Source organism: Sporomusa malonica, from assembly GCF_900176355.1.
In the GTDB taxonomy this organism is placed as follows: domain Bacteria; phylum Bacillota; class Negativicutes; order Sporomusales; family Sporomusaceae; genus Sporomusa; species Sporomusa malonica.
The window spans coordinates 83,346-104,534 of the sequence record NZ_FWXI01000012.1 but is presented as its reverse complement, the minus strand read 5'-3'; the positions used below and the strand labels follow the sequence as shown (position 1 = coordinate 104,534).

Sequence of the window (21,189 nt, the reverse complement as noted above, 5' to 3'; positions counted from 1 at the left end):
GAGAGGATAAAGGCTATGCCCTTCTGTGGAGAATGTGGATCTGAAATAAAAAAAGAAAACCATTTTTGTGAAGGCTGCGGTCGTGCAGTGAATGTGGCTGTAGCAGCTCCGGCCAGGAACAAGGCTGCAGACGGAGCAGTAAGCTCTTTTCTCAAAAATAAAAAAATGGTACTCATAGGCACTGTTGCAGCTCTTTTGACTGGCGGTTTTTTAGCTTTTGGCTCAGACGATGTTTCCGGGAAATCAGTACCGTCACAATTAACCCCGAAAAAAGCAGCTGCGGCAGGTTCATCTATAAAGTTGGAGACTTATAACGGCGGTTTCTTTACAATTGAAAAACCGGCAGGTTGGCAGCTTGTTACTGCTGGACAAGGCCCTACCTTGGGGGTCTGGATGCGTGATCCACAGGAACCGGCTCGCCAAGTGTTCTTTTTTGGTGCAGTAGGACCTGTTTACCTTAGCCAACAGCAGAAGTCGATTGATCAGCAGTATATGGCCATGGGGGGGTACTCTGTTCCATGGTCGGACATGCCAGTTGTTTCACCGCCTACAGCCAGCAATTTTTTATCTAAGTGGAATGCAGTAACAAACAGTCGTATTGCCAGAAATTATATGGCCGAGCTTCCACAGTTTAATGGGTTGACGATTATCTCTACTCAGCCGGTACCCAGTCAGTACGGCGGGGGAACCACCGAATTGGTTCGAGCGCTGTTCACGCTCAATGGTAAGGTTGTTGAAGGTTTGTTTACTACAACCGTGTTTGAGACAGTTCCTTTTGTAAACGGGCCAGGTGGGCACCAGGCTTATGCCCTCATGTTTATGGGAGTAACAGCGCCTCAGCGCGAGTTTATTCATGCACAGGACCCGCTGATACGGTCGCTTTCTAGCTTTAGCCTGAGCGAGCAGTATGTTCAATCATACATTGCTTCCAGCAGAGAGGCCTTTGCAGGTGTCATGCGTGCTGGCCAAACCTTACGAGAGACTTCTGATATTATTACCAAAGGGTGGACAGCACGGCAGAAAACCTATGACATTCTGTCTGCAAAACGCAGTGATGCCATGCTGGGCAAGGAACGGCTCCGTGATCCTCAAACCGGTGAGGTATATGAATTTCAGAACGGATGGTATAAGGAGTATGATATTCACCGGAATAAATTCAATAATTCCAGTCTACAGCCAATTCCTGATAACGATTATGACGGCTGGACCGCAGCAACACTAAACGGTCCGAACCACGTTTATATTAAATAAAGAGACAGTGAGAAAAGGGAACAGAAACTGATATGCAAAGTCCGGATGCTAAAGAGACGGTAAAAGGCGTTACAATCGGCGGTTTTCTGCAGCTTTTGGCGGTCTTCACTTTTCTTGTTCTTAGCCAGATATCTCTTGTATTTGCACCAAGCAGCGGAGTCGAGATTATCAGAAATAGTGGCGTTTCTAAGGAGGTTGAGCATAGTGCAGCGATTGCTGTAGAGAATGTGAAGGCGTTCTTTATGGATAAATACAATGTTCAGTTGAGACGAAACATACGTATTATACTGACTTCAGATACAGATGGCTATATTCAGGCGCAGATGAAAGAACACAGGATATCTGGAGAAGAAGCCATTCGTAGAGGCAGAACCAGCAGTGCATCGTCGCAGGGCTCCGTAATTATACTAAATGCCGGTCATCCCCGACTTGCATCAAGTCCGAGCTTGATTGCTACTATCGCACACGAGGTGGTTCACCAATTTCAAGATCAACTGACTAACGGAAAGATGAGTGGCTTGGAATGGCTTACGGAAGGAATGGCAGGGATCATTGCAGTGCAGTTGACGGAAGATTGGGGAGGCAAGTCCCTGGCGTCCTATAAAAAATATTGTTTGCAAGAAATAGGCGCGGCGGCAGCACTGCCCGGTCTCGCAGAGCTTAGGACAAGTAAGCAATGGAGGGCATCTCTGGATAAATACGGCGCCTCCGTAACCTACCGGATAGCGGAAGTTGCCGTACTTGAACTACAATCTTCAACCGGCTGGGATGCGTTTGTTTTATATTACCAGCTCGTCAATCAGGCTGCTGACAAAGGGCTGGTTTTTGAGCGTAACTTTGGTGTAACTTTGGATAATTTTGAGCACCAATTTACTGAGAAGTTGATGACAGGGAAGTAGCAAGGTGAAGTCAACAGGAAGCGCCCGGATGGCTGGCGGTCCGTGGGTGTCGCTAACAGCGAAATTTTGTTAAGATATGTAAGCTAAAGCAGGAAATAATTTTATAGGCAGAGAAAATAACAAAAAATAACTGCAAAGTTATTTCTTGTTATTTTTTTTATAGAGGCTATTCTGGGATTCAATCAAGAAATAGATGTTAAAATCCAAGAAGAGATTCTGCATATTCCCATTTTTACTGGTTAAAGTCTAACGGATATATAAGCTGGGAGGGAGTTTTATGTGTAAAAGTAGCTTGGCGTTAAGGATAAGGGAAAAAGCTGTAGAACTGGGATTCGCGGCATGTGGAATTATTAAGCTGGATGCGATCAAAGGCTACGCTGAGAAACTTGAAGAACGGATGGATTGTCTGCCTGAAACACGATCGATGTATGAAGTATTCTTGAAATATGCTACTCCTGAGCAGTCTTATGGATGGGCTAAGTCGGTGGTGGTGTGCATCACGAGGTATGGGAAATACAAGGTGCCGGAAAACCTAGAGGGATTGATCGGGAAGTATTATTTGTATGATTACAAGCTGCAGGGCCATACCAGAGAATTCCAAAATCACGCAAGATTTGAAGAATATCTTAAATCTTTAAACCTCAAAACTGCAAGAGAGCTTCACGGTGTTACCGCGGCAAGGTGGGTAGCTGCAAAGGCCGGTCTGGGGATCATCCGAAAAAATAATTTCCTATATACGGAGCATGGTTCTTGGGTGATTATTGATACATGGCTCATAGATGAGGAACTGGAACTAATTGAGGAGCCGAAGATTCCGGATTGTCCAGAAGGCTGTAGTGAATGCGTACAATCCTGTCCAACACAAGCCTTAACCCAATCATATTGTACGAGTATGTTAACCTGTATCACCCGCCTTACTTGGGGAATAAAAGATTTGCCGCCTGAAGACCTCTGGGATAAGATGGGAAAATGGGTTTATGGCTGCGATGAATGCCAGAATGCTTGTCCCATGAACTACGGTAAATGGGAGGCAACTGACAACTATCCAGGGCTGGGAGAATTGGCTGAAAAGTTATCGCTGGAGAGCATTGTGGCGATGGACAATGAAGAATTAAAGAATCAGATGTTGTCTAAATTTTGGTTTATTAGGCAGGAGACTGTTTATCAGTGGAAAGTAAACGCCCTGCGGGCAATGGCCAACTCTTATGAATCGAGGTATGAGAAATATATTATTGGAGCATTGAGTGATGAAAATGCTCAGGTACGAGAAATCGCTAAGTGGGCATGCGCGAAGAATAAATTGTAATGTTTTTTGAAAAACACTGAAAGACTCATTGACAGAATTAGATAAAAATGCCATAATCTTGCCTAAGCAGCTAACAACTTCATAAACCACATACAAAAGTGATGATTGGGAATAAAGGCAATATAACGAATGCTACAGAGAACCGGAGTTGCTGAGAACCGGTGCGGAGTTGTTGCTGATTAAATCACCCATGAACTCTTCTCCGAAAATTACAGGATTAGTTCTGTTTGGATTAGGCAGAGGCGCCACCTGGGCGTTAACCAGGAGTCGGTTGATTGACCGATATAAAGTTACAAATAAGGGTGGTATCGCGCATTTTGCGCCCCTATTCAACTATACGTTGAGTAGGGGCGCTTTTTAATTAAAAAAGGGAGAGAGATGAATGAAAAATCGCAAGAGAACAATGAAGACAATGGATGGTAATACAGCCGCTGCTCATGTATCCTATGCTTTTACCGATGTAGCAGCTATCTATCCGATCACTCCGTCATCAAATATGGCCGAACATGCTGATGAGTGGGTCGCTCAAGGGAGAAAAAATATCTTCGGCCAGACCGTGAAGATTGTGGAAATGCAGTCAGAAGGTGGTGCCGCCGGTGCAGTACATGGTTCGTTGCAGGCCGGCGCTTTGACTACTACTTATACGGCATCGCAAGGCTTGCTGCTGATGATCCCGAATATGTATAAAATTGCCGGAGAGCTTTTACCTGGCGTATTCCATGTCAGTGCCAGAGTCGTTGGTGCCAATACCATCAGTATCTTCGGCGATCATTCAGACGTTATGGCGACGAGGCAGACGGGTTTTGCGCTGCTGGCGGAAAGCAGCGTCCAGCAAGTCATGGACTTATCAGCTGTGGCCCATTTGGCCGCAATCAAAGGCAGAGTTCCATTCCTTAACTTTTTTGACGGCTTCCGGACTTCTCACGAAGTACAAAAAATTGAAGTCCTCGAGTATGACGAATTGGCCAATCTGTTAGATCGCGATGCACTTGATGAGTTTCGCAGAAGGGCGTTAAATCCTGACCATCCGGTCTTAAAGGGAACGGTTCAGAATTCCGATATTTACTTCCAGCAACGAGAAGTATCCAATCGGTATCATCAAGCCCTTCCAGATATTGTAGAGGGCTATATGAGTGAAATTAGCAAGCTTACCGGCCGGGAATACCATCTGTTCAACTATTACGGTGCCGAAGATGCTGATCGAATGATTATTGCTATGGGTTCGATGTGTGAAGCAATTGAAGAGGCAGTAGACTATCTGAATGCCAATGGCGAGAAAGTTGGGTTGCTGACAGTTCATTTGTTTCGACCGTTTTCAATCGAACATTTCTTTAAATATATTCCCAGGACAGTGAAGAAGATTGCTGTTTTGGATAGGACGAAAGAGATGGGAGCTGTTGCCGAGCCGCTATATCTTGATGTAAAATCAGCATTTTATGGCAAAGAGTGGCAGCCGGCCATTGTGGGCGGTAGATGCGGTATTGGTGGTAAAGATGTAATTCCCGGCCATGTTCAAGCCATTTTTGAAAATCTCAAAGAAAAGCAGCCAAAAGATAACTTTACCGTCGGTATTGTTGACGATGTAAATCATACCTCATTGCCGTTTGGCCAAGATATTGATACTACCCCGCTCGGGGCTAAAGCTTGCAAGTTTTGGGGGCTTGGCTCAGATGGCACGGTTGGAGCTAACAAGAACGCCATCCAAATCATTGGCGATCACACCAGTATGTATGCCCAGGCTTACTTTACCTATGACGCCAAGAAATCCGGTGGCGTTACTATCTCGCATTTACGATTTGGGAAACAACCAATAAAGTCTCCGTACCTAATCAATAAGGCTGATTTTATTGCCTGTCACAACCAGTCATATGTAGAAAAATACAATGTGTTGGAAGGGTTAAAGCAAGGCGGCAGTTTTCTATTAAACTGTACTTGGACCGGTCAGGAACTGGAGGATAGACTGCCTGCCGCGATGAAGCGTTATATTTTCGAACATAATATTAACTTTTACACGTTAGATGCTGTTGGCATTGCCCAGGAGCTTGGTCTCGGCGGCAGGATCAACATGATCATGCAATCGGCGTTCTTCAAAATTGCTGATATTATCCCTGTGGAAGAAGCCCTTAAATATCTAAAAGAGGCAGTTGTAAAATCTTACGGCAATAAAGGCGAAAAAATTGTCAGCATGAATAACCTCGCCATTGACAAGGGGGTAGACGCCTGTCTGAAAATCAATGTCCCTGCATCCTGGGGCAATACCCAAGCTGTAAGCAGTGAGACCAAACAAACGCCAGCCTTTATTAATAACATTCTGATCCCCATGAACCGGCAGGAAGGGGATAAACTACCGGTAAGCGCTTTTCTTGGTATGGAAGACGGCACTTTTCCCTTGGGTACTTCAGCCTATGAAAAACGCGGTATTGCCATTGATGTTCCCTATTGGCTGGCTGAACACTGCATACAATGTAATCAGTGTTCCTATGTATGTCCGCATGCTGCCATTAGACCGGTATTGCTCAATGGGGAAGAGCTGAAAAAAGCCCCGATGGGTTTTATTGGAAAATCAGTGACCGGTGTAACCGACCTGAATTTTTCCATTGTGGTTTCTCCTTATGATTGCACAGGCTGTGGTAACTGTGCGCAGGTTTGTCCGTCTAAACAAAAAGCCTTGGAAATGAAACCGCTTGAGACTCAACTTGATCAACAATTCTTGTGGGATTATGCCATGACCGTATCCCCGAAAGCCAATCCGATGAATCCATTTACGGTAAAGGGCAGCCAATTTGAACAGCCGCTGCTCGAATTCTCGGGTGCTTGCGCAGGCTGCACCGAAACCCCATACGCTAAACTGGTCACGCAATTGTTCGGCGACAGGATGATGGTGGCCAACGCTACCGGTTGTTCTTCGGTCTGGGCAGGCAGTGCACCGTCTGTGCCTTACACGAAGAATTACCGGGGTCATGGACCTGCCTGGGGTAACTCGCTGTTTGAAGACAATGCCGAATTTGGGCTGGGTATGCTGCTTGGCGTAAAGCAAATCAGAGAAAAATTGGCTATGGATATCACGGTGGCGGCCAAGCTGAATTTAGGAGAAGAATTCAGTGTAGCCTGTGAAGATTGGTTAGTGAATCAAGAACAAGGCGAAGGTACGCGGGCCAGGGCTGATAGGTTGATTGCGGCCCTGGAAACGGTAAAGGGTGATGAGCCGCTCTTGAATGAAATCTACAGGAATAGAGACTTTTTGGTGAAGAGATCGCAATGGCTCTTTGGCGGCGACGGCTGGGCCTATGATATCGGCTTTGGGGGTCTGGATCATGTGCTGGCCTCTGGTGAAGATGTCAATGTTCTGGTATTTGATACCGAAGTATACTCAAATACGGGAGGTCAGTCCTCCAAAGCAACGCCGACAGCAGCCATTGCAAAGTTTGCGGCTAGCGGCAAGCGCACTAAGAAAAAAGATCTGGGTATGATCGCCATGAGCTATGGGTATGTCTATGTAGCGCAAATCGCTATGGGTGCCGACAAAAATCAAACCCTCAAAGCGATTGCCGAGGCTGAAGCTTATCCGGGGCCCTCCTTAATTATCGCCTATGCTCCTTGTATCAACCACGGCCTAAAAGTTGGTATGGGCTGCAGTCAGTTGGAGGCCAAGCGAGCTGTTGACAGTGGTTATTGGGCCATGTACCGGTATAATCCACAATTGAAAGGCACTGGTAAAAACCCATTCATGCTGGATTCAAAAGAGCCAACCATGAACTTCCAGGAATTCCTTATGGGTGAAGTACGCTACTCGTCCTTGAAGAAGCAATTCCCCGATATGGCAGAGGCCCTGTTTGAGAAAACAGAACAAGATGCAAAAGAAAGATTGGCAAACTACCGGAGACTGGCTGGACAATGCGAAGCGGATAACCTAGAAGCGGCGGCAACAAAAGAATAATGGGAAAGGGGACCTGCGGGTCCTCTTTTCGTTAAAAAAGCGACTGTCTCCTCAAGTAGGTTTACTACTATTGAGACAGCCTGCTTTAGAAACGTGGGGACTCTCCGCGCGAAACTCAATCATACCTACCCCGATTAATTCAATAGCAGTATCAATCATTTCGTCAAGGCTTACGTTACACTGCTGCAAAATACTCAACCGGCTGGAAAGAAAGATACCTTCCGCCACAGAATATAGGTATAGAGCTAGTTTGCATGGGTCAACTGGGCGTAACTCTTGACGAATAATTCCTTCTTGAATAACACCCTCCATTATCTTAACCAATTCCTGCGATTTTTGTTTCAACGTTTCTTCCAAGGTTTGCGGAAGATCAATTCCTAGCATAGGATTGGTTGGCAAATGCATAATTTCAAAGAGCTGAGGTTCTTGATAATAAAACGTTTTATATGAATAGTAAATATTTCGTAAGCGTAGACCCGCATGGCTATCATCTGATGCGACTCGACGAAAATCCACAATAAGATAATCAAACGCCTCGTTGCAAATGTGGAAAAACACTTCAGCTTTGTTTTGAAAGTAAAAATATAAAGGACCGGTAGAAATTCCTGCTACATCGGCAATATTTCGCATTGTAGTTTTATGATAACCTAGAGACAAGAAAAGATGACGTGCCTTTTCTAAAATCATAGTACGTGTGTTAATTTGATTCGTGTTATCCGTCACAATACCTCCATTAGAGCTGAATTCATCATAGCTTGCTGAGTAATTTCTGAAACGGCTCAACCATTTTGCTTATCATCATCGTACCATAAATTTTTTTGCGTACAGCCGGAATTTTGATCAACCATCCGAGAATTAAATTAAGCACTCTAGTAGAGTAGTCCTTATGGGGAAAGTCATATAAGCCTTTAGTTTTATAAAAATGATGGTCTGCTGCAAATGGGAATCGCAGATGTCCCCAGATTTCGTCACGGAAAATCTTACGTCCTCCCACTCCCAGGAAAGTAGTTGGCCTGATATAGTGGGAGTTAGCGTATTCTACGCTTCGGATCGCAAGTTCCCGCAGGCAATTATCAATTTTTTGGGAGTCAGGCTCTTCATCTGTCACAATCCCCACAAGATTAGCTTGCTGCCATTCAGTATAAGCTTCCAGGATTTGTCTAAGACTCGATAATTGCCCCAGAGGTCCGCTGATTAAAAAGGCGACTTGCTTTCCCGCTAATGATGGTATATGGGTATTAAAAAATCCTCTATCAAAAAAGGTCTTCCACAACGAAGAAAGATATCTGTCACGAATCTTTCCTGCAAAAACTAGGATGTCGGCAGTTTTCAATTTGTTGGTATAAAATTCAATAAATCCGTCCTTCCCACTATATGCACAAGTATTATCATATCCACAGCGAATGCAGCCGAGGCACCCCCCTTTAATGTCAATGTCGTGCAGATTGATTACTTCTGCCTGGCCCGTAAAATGTTCAGCAACCCTGTCTACCATCTGTTTAAGATTACTATGATCTTGTTCTGCGTCTGTTATAATCACTATTTTTCGGCCACATGTATCTATCGGGTTGGGGGAAGTTTTGGGGGTATATTCAGAAGGCTGTAGATACAATGGCGAATAGACATTAATAGCAGGAGCCTTTCTAACAATTGCTTCGAAATAGCCTTGGAAGAAGTGTAATAGTCTTTCTCTTTCGTTTTCTTTAAATAAATCCCTCATTTCAGCCGAGTAAGACGCATAAAACTTCATATCAAGGTCATCGCAAATACCCTGCATATAATTATGAGCTGTATGATCATAAAAGTGAATCGACGTTGTGAGGATAGCGGCAGGTTTACCTTTAAAAGCTGCCGCTGCAGACCGTTCGGTTATCAGCTCAATGAATCGCTTATACTGAGAATGAACCAAAAATACATATAATGGGAAAGCCCATAGTATTCCGTCAGCCTCTTTTATTTCTTCGATAATTTCTTGGAATGTTTCTTCTTTATTTTCAATTTGTTTCGCACGCTGAGCTATGTTGATTATTTTGAGTTCATGCTGCGGAAATTTCTTTTGGATAAAGCCAACATACTGCATAGTAACGCTGATTTCACCCTTAGGACTTCCATTAAGTACGACAATCTTCATGATGTTCACTCCCCGTTACCTATAATATAACAATGTTATATTATAACTCTAACAAGAATGTAACACTGTTATATTGCTTTGTAAATAGTTTCCTAATGATATTTTTCTACTTATCCTACAAAAGAAAATTGCCTGAAAGCGCTAATTTAGCTTTTTCAGGCATTGTAAGGGATTTGATCTAGGTTATCTGTGGGACGGGAGCAACGTTGTCCTGCTCAAATCATGCACCGCTCTGAAACGGAAAACTGATCACTGGTAGCAGCGAATTTTGAGCTCAACTCTTTTGAGGATTACCGTTTATAACAACCTTGCAATGGTTGTTATTTGATTTAATATATTGTTTGTAGTAACTTGTATATGTATCTTATCTGTGTTTAGGGAGGGTAATATGAGTAGAATAAAATTCGCGATAGCTGGAACCGGCTCAATAGTTCCTATCCATGCCCAGGCAATTTCCAGCATACATGATGCTTCTTTGGTCGCTATATTTGGTAAGGATATTGCAAAGGCGCAGGAACTTGCAGTCAAATTTAATTGTGATGGGTATAATGACTATCAAGAAATGCTGAAAAGAACTGATATTGATGCAGTATCGATATGCACTCCTAGTGGACTGCACGCTGAGTTAGGGATTGAAGCTGCGCTAGCGGGTAAGCATGTTGTTATCGAAAAGCCAATCGATATCACCTTAGAAAAGGCAGATGCTTTGATTAATACGTGCCAAAAGCAAGGCGTTAAGCTGGGAGTCATCTTCCAAAGGCGCTACAGTGATGGTGTTAGCGTTCTGAAGAGTTTACTTGATCAGGGGAAATTGGGGAAACTGATTTTCGGAGGGTGTTATATTAAGTTATACCGGAGCCCGGAATACTACGATAGCGGTGCATGGCGTGGGACGTGGGCTATTGATGGTGGTGGTGTGTTAATGAACCAGGGCATCCATTATATTGACATGTTACAATTCCTGGCAGGCCCGGTCGCGGAGGTTACAGGCCATTGCGGAACTTTTGGGCATACCGGGCTTGAGGTGGAGGATACTGCCTCAGCTGCCATCAAATTTCAATCCGGCGCGTTGGGGGTCATTGAAGGGACTACCTGTGCATATCCGGGGCTGGTCTCACGTATCGACATCTATGGGACCGAAGGAAGCGCGGTTATTGAAAATGATGTACTTACCTCTGTGCAATTAAAATCAGGGTATGAGTATAAAGGTGGAAGTAGTACTGACAATGCTGGCGTAAGCAGCCCCGACATTTCATTTGAATGCCATCAGCGTCAATTTCAGGAAATAATCACCGCCATTAAGAGTGATCTGGAACCTTCGGTTAACGGTATTGAAGGGCGAAAAGCCCTAGAAGTGATACTGGCTATTTATAAATCTGCATTTACAGGGAATAGAGTGCTGCTGCCTCTAGCAGACAGCTTATTTTTAAAAGATCTGGCAAAGTCTGGCTGGTGAAGCCTATTCCTATTCCTAGCTAGCCCTAGCTCCGCTTATCCCGGTGCTGGGGCTGTTGTTTTGTCCGGCAATAATATTGCCATTAATGGAAACATTATTGCCGGAAGTGGCAACAATGTTTCCATTAATGGCAATCGCGTAAAGAAAACACGGCTTATGCCGAGCCTTTGGCGAAAGCGGAAGCCGATGTTGCCCTTATCCAGACGGAAAGTTATACTTTCTAACAGGATGAACAAATCTACCTTGCGGCAGATGCTATTGAAGCAATAGTCGGAAAATTAACGCTTGATATTGAAAGAGAGTACGAAGTAAAATTGGATATATCCTTTGTGTTAGGAGCGCATAAATATGTCTGTAATTCGCTGGCTGGTTAAGACAACAGACCGTATTGGGATGATTCAAGATGTGGTTCAGGTATTTTCCTGCGAAGGAGTAAGTATAAGTTCGATGGAGGTCTCTCCTGGACAGATCTTTATCAAATTTTATGTAAATGCTGCAAGTCGATTGGAAGAAATTCTAAAAAGAGAATTACTAGCTCATACTGACATTATTGATATTATGGATATTGCTTTACAGCCTTATGAACAAAGGGAAAAAGAATTGCAAGCTGTTTTGGAGTCAGCTAATGAGGGGATTATCGGTTTGGATAATGAAGGAACCATCCGCTATATCAATTCAGCAGCAGCAAGCTTGCTTTATGTTGAGCAAGGGAAAGCAGTAGGGCAACAAATCAAACAACTAACAGGGGCTGATACTCAACTGCTGGAGCTTTTAACAGGCCACAGTTTTGACAATCAGCAAATGTTGACAGATACGCCCCGCGGTATCCTTCATTACTTATGTTCCGGACGCCCAATAAGAAATGAGAACAATCAAATTATAGGAGCTGTAGCGACCCTGAAAAGCATGAAGGCAGCTCAAAGATTAGTTCATTCTATGATTAAAAGTCAGACTTTTGGATTTAGCGATATTATTCGTGCCAGCACAGCAATGGAACACGTTATCGGCATTGCCCAAAGAGTGGCAATAAGTGACTGCACAGTTCTAGTCAGAGGAGAAAGCGGAACAGGTAAAGAGTTATTTGCCAGAGCTATCCATGAGGCCAGTACGCGCAATAGCCAGCCTTTTATACCCATTAACTGCGCTGCTCTGCCAGAAAATTTATTAGAAAGTGAACTGTTTGGGTATGAAGAAGGCGCTTTTAGCGGCGCGAAGAAAGGAGGGAAAATTGGGTTATTTGAAGCAGCTCATCGGGGCACCTTATTTCTTGACGAAATTGGTGAGTTATCACTTGTTTTACAAGGAAAACTGTTGAGAGCCATCCAGGAGGGGGTTATCAGACGTGTGGGAAGTAACAGCCAAATTCCGATTGATGTCCGGATTATCGCAGCAACAAACCGTAATTTGGAGGAAATGGTAGAGGCAAAGCAGTTTCGGCAAGATTTATATTATCGAATTAATGTCATTCCTATTACTATTCCACCGCTTCGAGAACGGCCAGAGGATGTTCCGTTACTGTTAAAGTACTTTCATACAAAATATTGTATTGAATTAAATAAAAACCTAGAGTTTTCTCAGGCTGCATATAGTCTTTTGACATGTTATGAGTGGCCGGGAAATGTGAGAGAGCTACAAAATGTGGTCCTGCGGGCAATTCATCTTACATTTGATGGGGATATCGATATCTCTAATCTATTAATAACAGGTGAAAAGAATCTGGAGCAGGGCAATAAGTTGGTGCGGAATGAAAACAACCTGAAAAAGACGATAGATCATACGGAAAAAGCAATCCTAGAAAAGGCTTTGCAAAAGTATGGAAGCGCCCGGGGAGCAGCCCGTGAGGTTGGCCTGTCTCATACTGCTGTTTTAAATAAGATTCGCCGCTACAAATTAGAATACTTACTGTCTCCTGCTTCTCGCAAAGAAGGTTCGTTGAAAAAAGGCAGTAATCCTAAATAACACAATAGGGGAGCTAGTCTCATTACGGTACCATGCTTTTTAACGGCATGGTTTTTCTTTTTTAGTATATTCACGCTTCTGTATGTGGAATATGGCATGAAAGTTGCTATGACATGTTATATATATCGAACGAGGGGGTATAGTTTTATGAACAATCGTCAAAATAGAGGCTATAATACTACAATTATTCATGCTGGCCAATCACCAGATCCACTAACAGGTGCACTATCGACCCCAATCTATCAAACATCAACGTTTGTCTTTGACACTGCTGAACAAGGCGCTGCTAGATTTGCTTTAGAAGAAAACGGCTTTATCTATACTCGGTTAGGAAATCCAACTCAACAGGCACTCGAACTAAAAATGGCAGCACTTGAAAAAGCAGAAGCTGCTATAGCGGTTGCTTCTGGCATGACGGCGATTGCAGCCTCCCTTTGGACGCTTTGTGGCAGTGGGGATCATATTATCGCAGCTGATACTTTGTATGGGTGTACGCATGCTCTTTTGTCCCATAGCATGCCTAAATTTGGAATTGAGGTTACCTTTGTGAATGCAGCTGATCCGGAGAATATCCGCAAGGCGATGCAACCAAATACAAAAGTTGTATATATTGAGACTCCCGCCAACCCAACACTCACAATTATTGATATTGCTGAAACTGCTAAGCTGGTGCATGATTACAATGCGCAACTTATCGTAGATAATACCTTTATGTCTCCATATTGCCAACGTCCGTTAGAACTAGGGGCTGATGTCGTTGTGCATAGTGCTACTAAATATATTAATGGACATGGTGATGTTGTCGCGGGCGTTGTTTTAGGAAAAAAAGATTTTATTAATCAAGTTCGCTTTGTGGGAGTAAAAGATATTACCGGTGGCTGTATCAGCCCATTTAATGCGTGGTTGACTTTGCGCGGACTAAAAACTCTCGGCGTTCGTATGGAACGTCATTGTAAAAATGCCATGCAAGTTGCTCAATATCTAGAAAATCATCAGAAAGTGCAAAAGGTGTATTACCCGGGTTTAAAAAATCATCCCCAACACCAACTTGCCTTAACGCAAATGTCTAGTTTTGGGGCTATTATTAGCTTTGAGGTAACCGGCGGCGTAGATGCAGGGCGCTTAATCATGAATAATGTTAGACTTTGTGCATTAGCAGTGAGTCTTGGTGACACTGAAACACTGATTCAGCATCCCGCATCGATGACCCACTCGCCGATACCTCGGGAAGAACGTCTAAAAGCTGGTATTAGTGATGGTCTTATTCGGTTGTCAGTTGGCCTGGAAGACCCGGAAGATATTATTAGCGATCTTGAACAAGCACTGGCGCTGGTATAGCATTCGGCTGGTAATACAAAGAAGGAGATATTGTCCAAATGAAGAAACTACCCATAATTACTACAAAGCATGTATACATATAGTGGGCTGATATCGCAACATTAGATATCAGCCCTACAAGGAACCGGGGGTTAATTATTTGGGCAAACAAGAAGATATTCTCCAAGAGTTTCAACGAGCACGTATTAATGAAGAAGCAGTGAGTGTGGAAAGAGTACATTTTTACAAGACTGACAAAAGAGTTAACCCCAAGCAGGAGGAACCTTTCTGGATGTCTCTTGGGGAACTACCTATTTTGGTTTCGGCTCCTCATGCTGTTAGGCACTATCGGCAAAAAAAGATTAAGATGTCTGATCAATTCACCGGGTCTATCGCATACCTTTTGAACAAACTGACAGGTTGTCATGCGATCGCAACAACTAAGCTTTATGGTGGTGATCCTAACACTGACAACCCTTGTATATACAAAGAAAGAATTGCCGAGATCTGTGGCAGGGAAAAGGTGAAGTTTGTACTAGACATCCACGGTGCAGCGCGTGAGCGGGAGTTTGATGTGGACTTTGGCACGAATAACGGAAAAACTCTCTTAGTTAAGGCTAGGGTGTTGGAAACGCTAGAGCATAATTTTCAGGACTTCGGGTTAAACAGAATCTCCCATGACCATTTTGCCGCAACAGGATCCAATACTATCGCTAATTATGTGGCGCGTGAACTGAAAATTCCAACTGTCCAGATAGAGATTAACAAGCAATATCGGGTGCCGGCACAAAACCCCCAAGGTTTTCACCGTCTGCTAGGGGCTTTGGTAGAAAGTATCAAAGAGTTAGCCCGGTAGGCCGTTATAAGATTAGAGCCTCAACCTTGCAAAAATGCAGGGTTGAGGCTCTAATTGCTAATGATGATTTATTGCCGGATTTGGTATGTTGTACTTTATGAATTCAACTGCTCCCGATTCAAGATGATACTTGGCTCCCAAGATTTTCACGTCGCTAACATGAGCGATTACCGGATCAGCATGTAAAGCGGCTACCATATTGAGTACATTGGCGTCAGTAGCGGCTTCATATACATTTATTGAATTTGCAGCTTTGGCGGCTGTAACAGCCGGTTGAATCTTAGCTGCAATTGCTTTTATGTTGGGAGGAACTTCCCCGCCATCAACTGTCGCCTTTACAGCGCCGCATTTTTCATGGCCTAGTACAACAATTAGCTTGGCACCAAGATGTTCCACCGCATATTCGACACTTCCCAATTCAATAGCGTCAAGGACATTACCAGCTACGCGTACGACAAAGAGGTCGCCCAAACCTTGATCAAAGAGGAGCTCTGGTGGAACACGGGAGTCGGAGCAACTTACAATCACGGCAAAGGGATGCTGCCCTTTGGCTAATTCGGTCCGCCTGACTTGGCCAAGTTGAAGGTCAGCATACTTTTCTGAGATGAAGCGCTTGTTGCCATCAATCAGCATCTGTTGAGCCAAATCAGCTGAGACGGAAGGCACTACCGGGGAAGCTAGGATGGGGGAAATGAGTGATACAGTGATGAGAAGGGTTAGTAGGATGGACAGGTATGGTTTCCGCATGGTTTCGCAACTCCTTTATTTAGAATTATCTAATAAAGTTCTGATTTCCCCGGGAAATTCCTGCCACTGTAATTTTTCTACAAGAAATGTTTGATCCCATATTACTGGGGAAGAATAACGATCTTTACTGGCAAATTTGATGCTCCCGGCGGACTGAACATAAACGACAGCGGATCACCGCTTTCATAGGTACCCAAGAAGGCTAGGTCTTTCTTTCTAAAATCGCCGAAATAAAGGCGGTCACGTGGTGTTGCAACCGGGCTCCAGTTTACTTCAGGATGGTTTATTCCGATAGCTCCGGCATAACTGCCCCCCATTGGCGCAAGGTAATAGGCAATTTTGCCACCTTGTTTCGACGGCAGTGATACCCGGTAAACGACGCCATAATTGCCATAATTAAGAACTTCCGAGCCATCGGTAGCATCTATTCCCTTCAGGTAAGGATCGATTTGGTTGTCGGCTAAAGAAATGCCTGCTGCTCCGTCAACTGACGGATCGTAGTCCCTGACGGGGGTAATTTGCCTGTTTGCTCCTGCAAACGTACCACGCAAATGCCACTCATCAGGCGGCAGTACTGCCGCTGTCCGGGAAAACTGAATACTATCCTCTGTTACGGGCAGCATCATGACGGTAACTGTGAGCGGGTGATCAACCTCAAAGTCATAAATACCATTGACCAGCATATTCGGTACAATTGCTGTTTCAATTAAGGTGGCTGACAGCGGCACCACTCCCGCTGGGGGAATACTTAACTGATAGGATTGTTTTCCGCTAAAGTAGGATGTTTGAGTTTCTTTGCCGACCTTTATCCAGGAGTTTCCCGGTCCGCCCAAAGTGGCCTGACTGACTGTGACATGGGCGGTTTGCTTGCCGTTGTTCTCTAAAAGGACCGCCATCTTTTTTACATCCTTGGATGCGTTCACATGGTAAAAGAAAAGGCGCACGGTTCCGGCGACCTTGTCCTGGTATAGGATACCGTCATTCACTACCATCTCCGGACTATCGGACAGTAATAGCGTACCACCCAAAGAGCTTGCATTCACCTCCCATTCGGGAAGGAACTCTAAATCTAACCTCGGTGTCGCCACAGCGGCGGCAGCTGAAACACTGATGATTGACAGCATTATAACCAGAACGAGACTCATAAATTTTTTCATGTTAGACCTCCATACTGCAATGAATATTAAGAATATATTGACACTAACCCGGTTAAAAAGACAAATCCCCTATCGACGCAACTCGCATCGTAGGGGAGAAGTAACAACATCACCCTAGTGACATAAAGAAAACACGGCTTACGCCGAGCCTTAGCGAAAGCGGAGGCCGATGTTGCCTTATCCAGACGGAAAGTTATTCTTTCTTACGGGATAAAAAACTTCTTAGGATTTTTGGGTAGTTATTTCTAACTTCTGCTAAAAGCTTAATTATCCTGCAGCAAATAGTTTTTTTCGTCGAAACAGGGCAGCGATTTTTGGCGAAAGAATGTCAATGTTCGTGCTGACGGCCATCAATAAAAAAAGTCGAAATTTGAAGAAATGTATCTAAATGTATAAAGGAATTTACCTGCTTCAGTAGAAGTATTATGTAACTAAAGTTTTGAGTACAGCCAATCAGGCTCCTATCTTTGCTAGCCTCTCTATTTATGTAAAGTTATAATGGCTGTGCCGACAATCTCGATTGTCAAAAGTATTTCTATATTGATTAAAAAGGAGTCTACTAAAATGAAAGTCAAAAACATTCAAACTCGGTTGCTAATCATCTTGTTACCCCTTATTTTGTTGATTTTAGGCGTGCTGTCTGGGGCAAGCTATTATCTCTCCCAGCAAGCCTTGGCAACAAGCGTCGACCAAACGGCTATGGCAGTGGGAACCGACTTTGGTAACCGAGTGCAGGGCGACATGGAACTGATGATATCTCATTTGGAAGACTTGGGTAGTATCCAGCGTATCCGTACTGGGGCTGATAAGGCTCAGATTGTCCAAGCCATGGCGGAGGCCCAAAAAAGGCTTGGTACTTTTGATGCTGTTGTTTTCATTTCACCTGATGGTTCATCCGTCAACAGCATTGGGATAGCGGGTCAATACAGTGACCGTGAATATTTCAAGAAAGTCCTCGCCACAAAGAAAGCCGTTGTCTCAGATCCGTTGGTTTCGAAGTCAACTGGGAAAACGGCAATCGCTTTAGCGGTACCGGTCACAAATAACGGTCAGTTGACTGGGGTGCTGGTTGGAACGTTTTCCCTGGAAAGATTGACTGCTCTCATAAAAGACCTTAAATTCTTAGAGACAGGCTATGGTCAACTCGCTGACGATACTGGCATGCTAATTGCCCACTCTAAGAGCCCTGAGCTCATTGGCAAACTGAACTTTCTCGAAAAGAAGATTAATCCTGAACTAAAGCTGCAGCAGACCGAACTCGACGACCATCTGGTCAACCTGTTTAAGACGGCAGCCGAATCGGGTAAACAGACACGGGGAGTATACACTTTTGTTGACGGCATTGCGAAACTTGCGGTATTCACGCCTGTCGACCTACCAGGCGGCCAACGCTGGGTAATGTCGGTGGCAGCGCCTGAAGCGGAAGCCACCCGCGCAACTGATGCGTTGGCGCGAACGATGCTGATTATAGCTATTATATGTATAGTGCTCGCCGCAATATCTATTGTAATAATTGCTAAACGGTTTGCCAAACCTATTTCGCTACTCAGGGACGAATGCCTGCTCTTGGCTCAGGGCGACCTGCGGGAGCGCGCGGTACAGGTTTCTTCAGAAGACGAAATTGGCCAACTAGCAGAAGGCTTTCGGGAGATGAGGGCAAATTTACACAAACTTGTTGCCCAGGTGCACCTTCAATCAGAGCAGCTCGCGGCGTCTTCGGAAGAGCTGACGGCTAGCGCTGATCAATCAGCCCAGGCAGCAAATCAAGTAGCGGGATCTATCAGTGAAGTGGCAAACGGTGCGGAAAATCAAGTTAATGCTATCAATGAAACAGCGGTAATAGTAGAGCAAATGTCGACAAGTATCCAGCAAGTAGCTGTCAATACCAATCTTGTAGCAGGCAAATCGGCCCAAGCTGCTGAAACGGCAAAAGAAGGCGGCAAGTCTGTAGAGAAGGCTGTCAGTCAAATGACTCAGATTGAGCAGACAGTTAACAACTCTGCGCAGGTCGTTGTCAAGCTAGGTGAGCGATCCAAAGAAATTGGACAGATTGTAGACACTATCTCAGGAATTGCTGGACAGACAAACCTGCTGGCGCTCAATGCCGCCATTGAGGCCGCCAGAGCCGGAGAACAAGGACGCGGTTTTGCCGTAGTAGCCGAAGAAGTCCGTAAGCTTGCGGAACAATCACAAGATGCTGCAAAACAGATAGCTAAGTTAATCTCCGAAATTCAAGGAGACACAGACCAAGCTGTTGTTGCGATGAGTGAAGGTACTCGTGAGGTAAAAGTCGGAACAGGCGTTGTGACCGCAGCCGGGAATGCATTCAGAGAAATAGCAGTTCTAGTAACGGAAGTATCCAACCAAGTGAAGGAGATTTCCGCTGCAATTCAACAGATGGCAAGTGGTAGTCAACAAATCGTATCATCAGTGCAAGTAATCGGTGGGCTAAGTAAGAATGCGGCAGCGGAAGCCCAAACGGTATCAGCGGCCACCGAGGAACAATCGGCATCTATGGAAGAAATCGCCTCATCCAGCCAGAGCCTTGCCATGTTGGCTCAGGATCTCCAGGAAGCTGTTAGTAAATTTCGCGTTTAGTCTAATAGTATTGAATCATTAGGGTCAATTTGATAAAAGCTAAAAACCTCCTGTGAATACCGCTTGGTTATTCGCAGGAGGTTTTAATTTTTTCTCTGCTACAAGGGACAATGGGGCAGGACGATTGTCATTAAGAAGCAGGTTCGTGCTATACTAATCAAGGGACGTTTATGTGCCCCTAGTCCTTTTGTCCTGTAAGAAAGTATAACTTTCCGCCTGGATAAGGCAACATCGGCTTCCGCTTTCGCCAAAGGCTCGGCGCAAGCCGTGTTTTCTTTATCAAATAATAAGATCGGATAGGATAAACTATGGGAACCATTAATTTAGTAGAATGGCTGGGCTATTTGGCTTCTGGTTTGGTAGCGATTTCTTTTTTAATGAAATCGATTACCAAATTACGTTTTATCAATATGGTAGGTGCTATTTTCTTTGTCATTTATGGAGTTGCAATTCAAGCAGTCCCAGTGGTCTTAGTTAACCTGTTTGTTGTCGGTGTAAATGTATATTATCTAGTTCGGAAAAATGCGGGGTAAAGGGATAGAGAACAGTTTCAATACTGTAACAATAATGTAATGAATTTTTAGCAGGATACCTTATGTATTATGGAGAAAAAACTTACAAAGAAGGCTGCCGATTTATGGGTTAAAGGCAGATCAATTAGATACATAGGAGGCACTCTAATGAATTTTCATTTTTATAAGTACCATGCGTTAGGTAACGATTATATAGTTATTGATCCCAATAAGGCCGGCGTTGACTTATCTGAGGAGAACATACGGCTGATTTGCCACCGGAATTTTGGTATTGGCTCAGATGGTATTCTTGTGGGTCCTTTGTTTCAGGGAAAATCCATTAGCTTGAGGATACTTAATCCTGATGGAAGCGAGGCCGAGAAAAGCGGTAATGGGGTTAGAATATTTTCCCGGTATCTTGTAGACGAAGGTTATGTTACAACAAAAGAGTTTAGTTTGGGAACTGTTGGCGGTGAAGTTTATGTAGAGTTGCTGGATGACAAAGGCAGTCAGATCCGGATAGATATGGGGACAGTAACGTTCCAGAGTACGAATATTCCTGTGACCGGACCAGAAAGGGAGGTACTGAACGAAGAACTGGTAGTTCACGGTCAACGCTTAGTCACAACCTGCGTGTCAATTGGCAACCCCCATTGCATAGTGCTGTATGATAAGCCCTCGCGTGAAACAGCATTGGATCTGGGACCCACAATTGAAAATCATAGCCGTTTTCCTAACCGCATTAATGTTCAGTTCTTAAAGGTGTTAGATCGAAATAACATTCAGATTGAAATCTGGGAGCGCGGGGCGGGATACACACTCGCTTCTGGCAGCAGTAGCTGTGCTGCTGCCAGTGCTGCCTATAGACTCGGAATGGTTGACAATGAGATTAATGTCCATATGCCAGGCGGTCTTATAAAAGTAGATATCCAGAACGGCGGACATGTTTTTATGACAGGTTCTGTAACCCAGGTCGGCAAGGGGTTCTTCTCTGAGGAATTATGGGCTCGGATTCAGGCAAAATAACAAAATTATATTGTGGACGCTTATACGGTCACTGGCG

The 21,189-nt window shown here is 44.3% G+C and carries 15 protein-coding genes and 1 other annotated feature; of the genes, 11 read left to right on the top strand and 4 right to left on the bottom strand.

Going from position 1 to position 21,189, the window contains the following annotated elements:
- Positions 1 to 15: 15 nt before the first annotated feature.
- The 4 genes from B9A22_RS14515 (at position 16) to nifJ (ending at position 7,393) form a co-directional block, all read left to right on the top strand.
- A complete protein-coding gene (locus B9A22_RS14515; protein WP_084576559.1) occupies positions 16 to 1,251 on the top strand; it encodes a zinc ribbon domain-containing protein in 1,236 nt (411 codons plus the stop codon).
- 32 nt (positions 1,252 to 1,283) lie between these two features.
- Complete coding sequence (locus B9A22_RS14510) at positions 1,284 to 2,150, top strand: hypothetical protein (RefSeq protein WP_084576557.1); 867 nt, start codon at positions 1,284 to 1,286, stop codon at positions 2,148 to 2,150.
- Between the two features lie 277 nt (positions 2,151 to 2,427).
- Positions 2,428 to 3,456: an epoxyqueuosine reductase gene (locus B9A22_RS14505; RefSeq protein WP_084576555.1), complete on the top strand. Its 1,029-nt coding sequence runs from the start codon at positions 2,428 to 2,430 to the stop codon at positions 3,454 to 3,456.
- 92 nt (positions 3,457 to 3,548) lie between these two features.
- Positions 3,549 to 3,786 (top strand) — a binding site (T-box leader).
- A gap of 52 nt (positions 3,787 to 3,838) precedes the next feature.
- The gene (nifJ, locus tag B9A22_RS14500; protein ID WP_084576553.1) at positions 3,839 to 7,393 is read left to right on the top strand and encodes a pyruvate:ferredoxin (flavodoxin) oxidoreductase; all 3,555 of its coding nucleotides are present in this window, start codon (positions 3,839 to 3,841) and stop codon (positions 7,391 to 7,393) included.
- Positions 7,394 to 7,444: 51 nt separating this feature from the next.
- On the opposite strand, the gene B9A22_RS14495 is transcribed toward nifJ, so the two are convergent.
- Together B9A22_RS14495 and B9A22_RS14490 are read right to left on the bottom strand one after the other, a co-directional pair.
- Positions 7,445 to 8,116 carry a TetR/AcrR family transcriptional regulator gene (locus B9A22_RS14495; RefSeq protein ID WP_084576551.1) on the bottom strand — a complete coding sequence of 224 codons (672 nt, stop codon included), beginning with the start codon at positions 8,114 to 8,116 and terminating at the stop codon, positions 7,445 to 7,447.
- Between the two features lie 25 nt (positions 8,117 to 8,141).
- Positions 8,142 to 9,524, bottom strand: a complete 1,383-nt coding sequence (locus B9A22_RS14490; RefSeq protein WP_084576549.1) for a flavodoxin family protein — start codon at positions 9,522 to 9,524, stop codon at positions 8,142 to 8,144.
- Positions 9,525 to 9,912: 388 nt separating this feature from the next.
- Between B9A22_RS14490 and B9A22_RS14485 the strand changes: the two genes are divergently transcribed.
- From B9A22_RS14485 to B9A22_RS14465, 4 genes are all read left to right on the top strand, one after another.
- Positions 9,913 to 10,980, top strand: coding sequence for a Gfo/Idh/MocA family protein (locus B9A22_RS14485; protein WP_084576547.1), 1,068 nt, complete (start codon positions 9,913 to 9,915; stop codon positions 10,978 to 10,980).
- A 348-nt stretch (positions 10,981 to 11,328) separates the two neighbouring features.
- On the top strand, positions 11,329 to 12,939 hold the full coding sequence (locus B9A22_RS14475) for a sigma 54-interacting transcriptional regulator (RefSeq protein ID WP_084576543.1): 1,611 nt from the start codon (positions 11,329 to 11,331) through the stop codon (positions 12,937 to 12,939).
- Positions 12,940 to 13,086: 147 nt separating this feature from the next.
- Positions 13,087 to 14,277: a methionine gamma-lyase gene (megL, locus tag B9A22_RS14470; protein ID WP_084576541.1), complete on the top strand. Its 1,191-nt coding sequence runs from the start codon at positions 13,087 to 13,089 to the stop codon at positions 14,275 to 14,277.
- Positions 14,278 to 14,416: 139 nt separating this feature from the next.
- The gene (locus B9A22_RS14465) at positions 14,417 to 15,112 is read left to right on the top strand and encodes a hypothetical protein (protein WP_084576540.1); all 696 of its coding nucleotides are present in this window, start codon (positions 14,417 to 14,419) and stop codon (positions 15,110 to 15,112) included.
- Positions 15,113 to 15,169: 57 nt separating this feature from the next.
- Here the strand turns inward: B9A22_RS14465 and B9A22_RS14460 are convergent, their stop codons facing one another.
- Positions 15,170 to 15,859 (bottom strand): carbonic anhydrase, encoded by a 690-nt coding sequence (locus B9A22_RS14460; RefSeq protein ID WP_084576538.1) that lies wholly within the window; start codon positions 15,857 to 15,859, stop codon positions 15,170 to 15,172.
- Positions 15,860 to 15,960: 101 nt separating this feature from the next.
- A complete protein-coding gene (locus B9A22_RS14455; protein ID WP_084576537.1) occupies positions 15,961 to 17,016 on the bottom strand; it encodes a hypothetical protein in 1,056 nt (351 codons plus the stop codon).
- 564 nt (positions 17,017 to 17,580) lie between these two features.
- On the opposite strand from B9A22_RS14455, the gene B9A22_RS14450 reads away from it, so the two are divergent.
- The 3 genes from B9A22_RS14450 to dapF all read left to right on the top strand — a co-directional run bounded on the left by B9A22_RS14450 (position 17,581) and on the right by dapF (position 21,152).
- Positions 17,581 to 19,614 carry a methyl-accepting chemotaxis protein gene (locus B9A22_RS14450; RefSeq protein ID WP_084576535.1) on the top strand — a complete coding sequence of 678 codons (2,034 nt, stop codon included), beginning with the start codon at positions 17,581 to 17,583 and terminating at the stop codon, positions 19,612 to 19,614.
- 308 nt (positions 19,615 to 19,922) lie between these two features.
- Positions 19,923 to 20,147 (top strand): YgjV family protein, encoded by a 225-nt coding sequence (locus B9A22_RS14445; protein ID WP_084576533.1) that lies wholly within the window; start codon positions 19,923 to 19,925, stop codon positions 20,145 to 20,147.
- A 147-nt stretch (positions 20,148 to 20,294) separates the two neighbouring features.
- Positions 20,295 to 21,152: a diaminopimelate epimerase gene (gene dapF / locus B9A22_RS14440; protein WP_084576532.1), complete on the top strand. Its 858-nt coding sequence runs from the start codon at positions 20,295 to 20,297 to the stop codon at positions 21,150 to 21,152.
- Positions 21,153 to 21,189 lie beyond the last annotated feature (37 nt).

Excerpts from the sequence above, each read along its gene's own strand:
- B9A22_RS14515 (WP_084576559.1), top strand. The coding sequence starts at position 16 with ATGCCCTTCTGTGGAGAATGTGGATCTGAAATAAAAAAAGAAAACCAT.
- B9A22_RS14510 (WP_084576557.1), top strand. The coding sequence starts at position 1,284 with ATGCAAAGTCCGGATGCTAAAGAGACGGTAAAAGGCGTTACAATCGGC.
- B9A22_RS14505 (WP_084576555.1), top strand. The coding sequence starts at position 2,428 with ATGTGTAAAAGTAGCTTGGCGTTAAGGATAAGGGAAAAAGCTGTAGAA.
- nifJ (WP_084576553.1), top strand. The coding sequence starts at position 3,839 with ATGAAAAATCGCAAGAGAACAATGAAGACAATGGATGGTAATACAGCC.
- B9A22_RS14490 (WP_084576549.1), bottom strand. The coding sequence starts at position 9,524 with ATGAAGATTGTCGTACTTAATGGAAGTCCTAAGGGTGAAATCAGCGTT.
- B9A22_RS14485 (WP_084576547.1), top strand. The coding sequence starts at position 9,913 with ATGAGTAGAATAAAATTCGCGATAGCTGGAACCGGCTCAATAGTTCCT.
- B9A22_RS14475 (WP_084576543.1), top strand. The coding sequence starts at position 11,329 with ATGTCTGTAATTCGCTGGCTGGTTAAGACAACAGACCGTATTGGGATG.
- megL (WP_084576541.1), top strand. The coding sequence starts at position 13,087 with ATGAACAATCGTCAAAATAGAGGCTATAATACTACAATTATTCATGCT.
- B9A22_RS14460 (WP_084576538.1), bottom strand. The coding sequence starts at position 15,859 with ATGCGGAAACCATACCTGTCCATCCTACTAACCCTTCTCATCACTGTA.
- B9A22_RS14455 (WP_084576537.1), bottom strand. The coding sequence starts at position 17,016 with ATGAAAAAATTTATGAGTCTCGTTCTGGTTATAATGCTGTCAATCATC.
- B9A22_RS14450 (WP_084576535.1), top strand. The coding sequence starts at position 17,581 with ATGAAAGTCAAAAACATTCAAACTCGGTTGCTAATCATCTTGTTACCC.
- B9A22_RS14445 (WP_084576533.1), top strand. The coding sequence starts at position 19,923 with ATGGGAACCATTAATTTAGTAGAATGGCTGGGCTATTTGGCTTCTGGT.
- dapF (WP_084576532.1), top strand. The coding sequence starts at position 20,295 with ATGAATTTTCATTTTTATAAGTACCATGCGTTAGGTAACGATTATATA.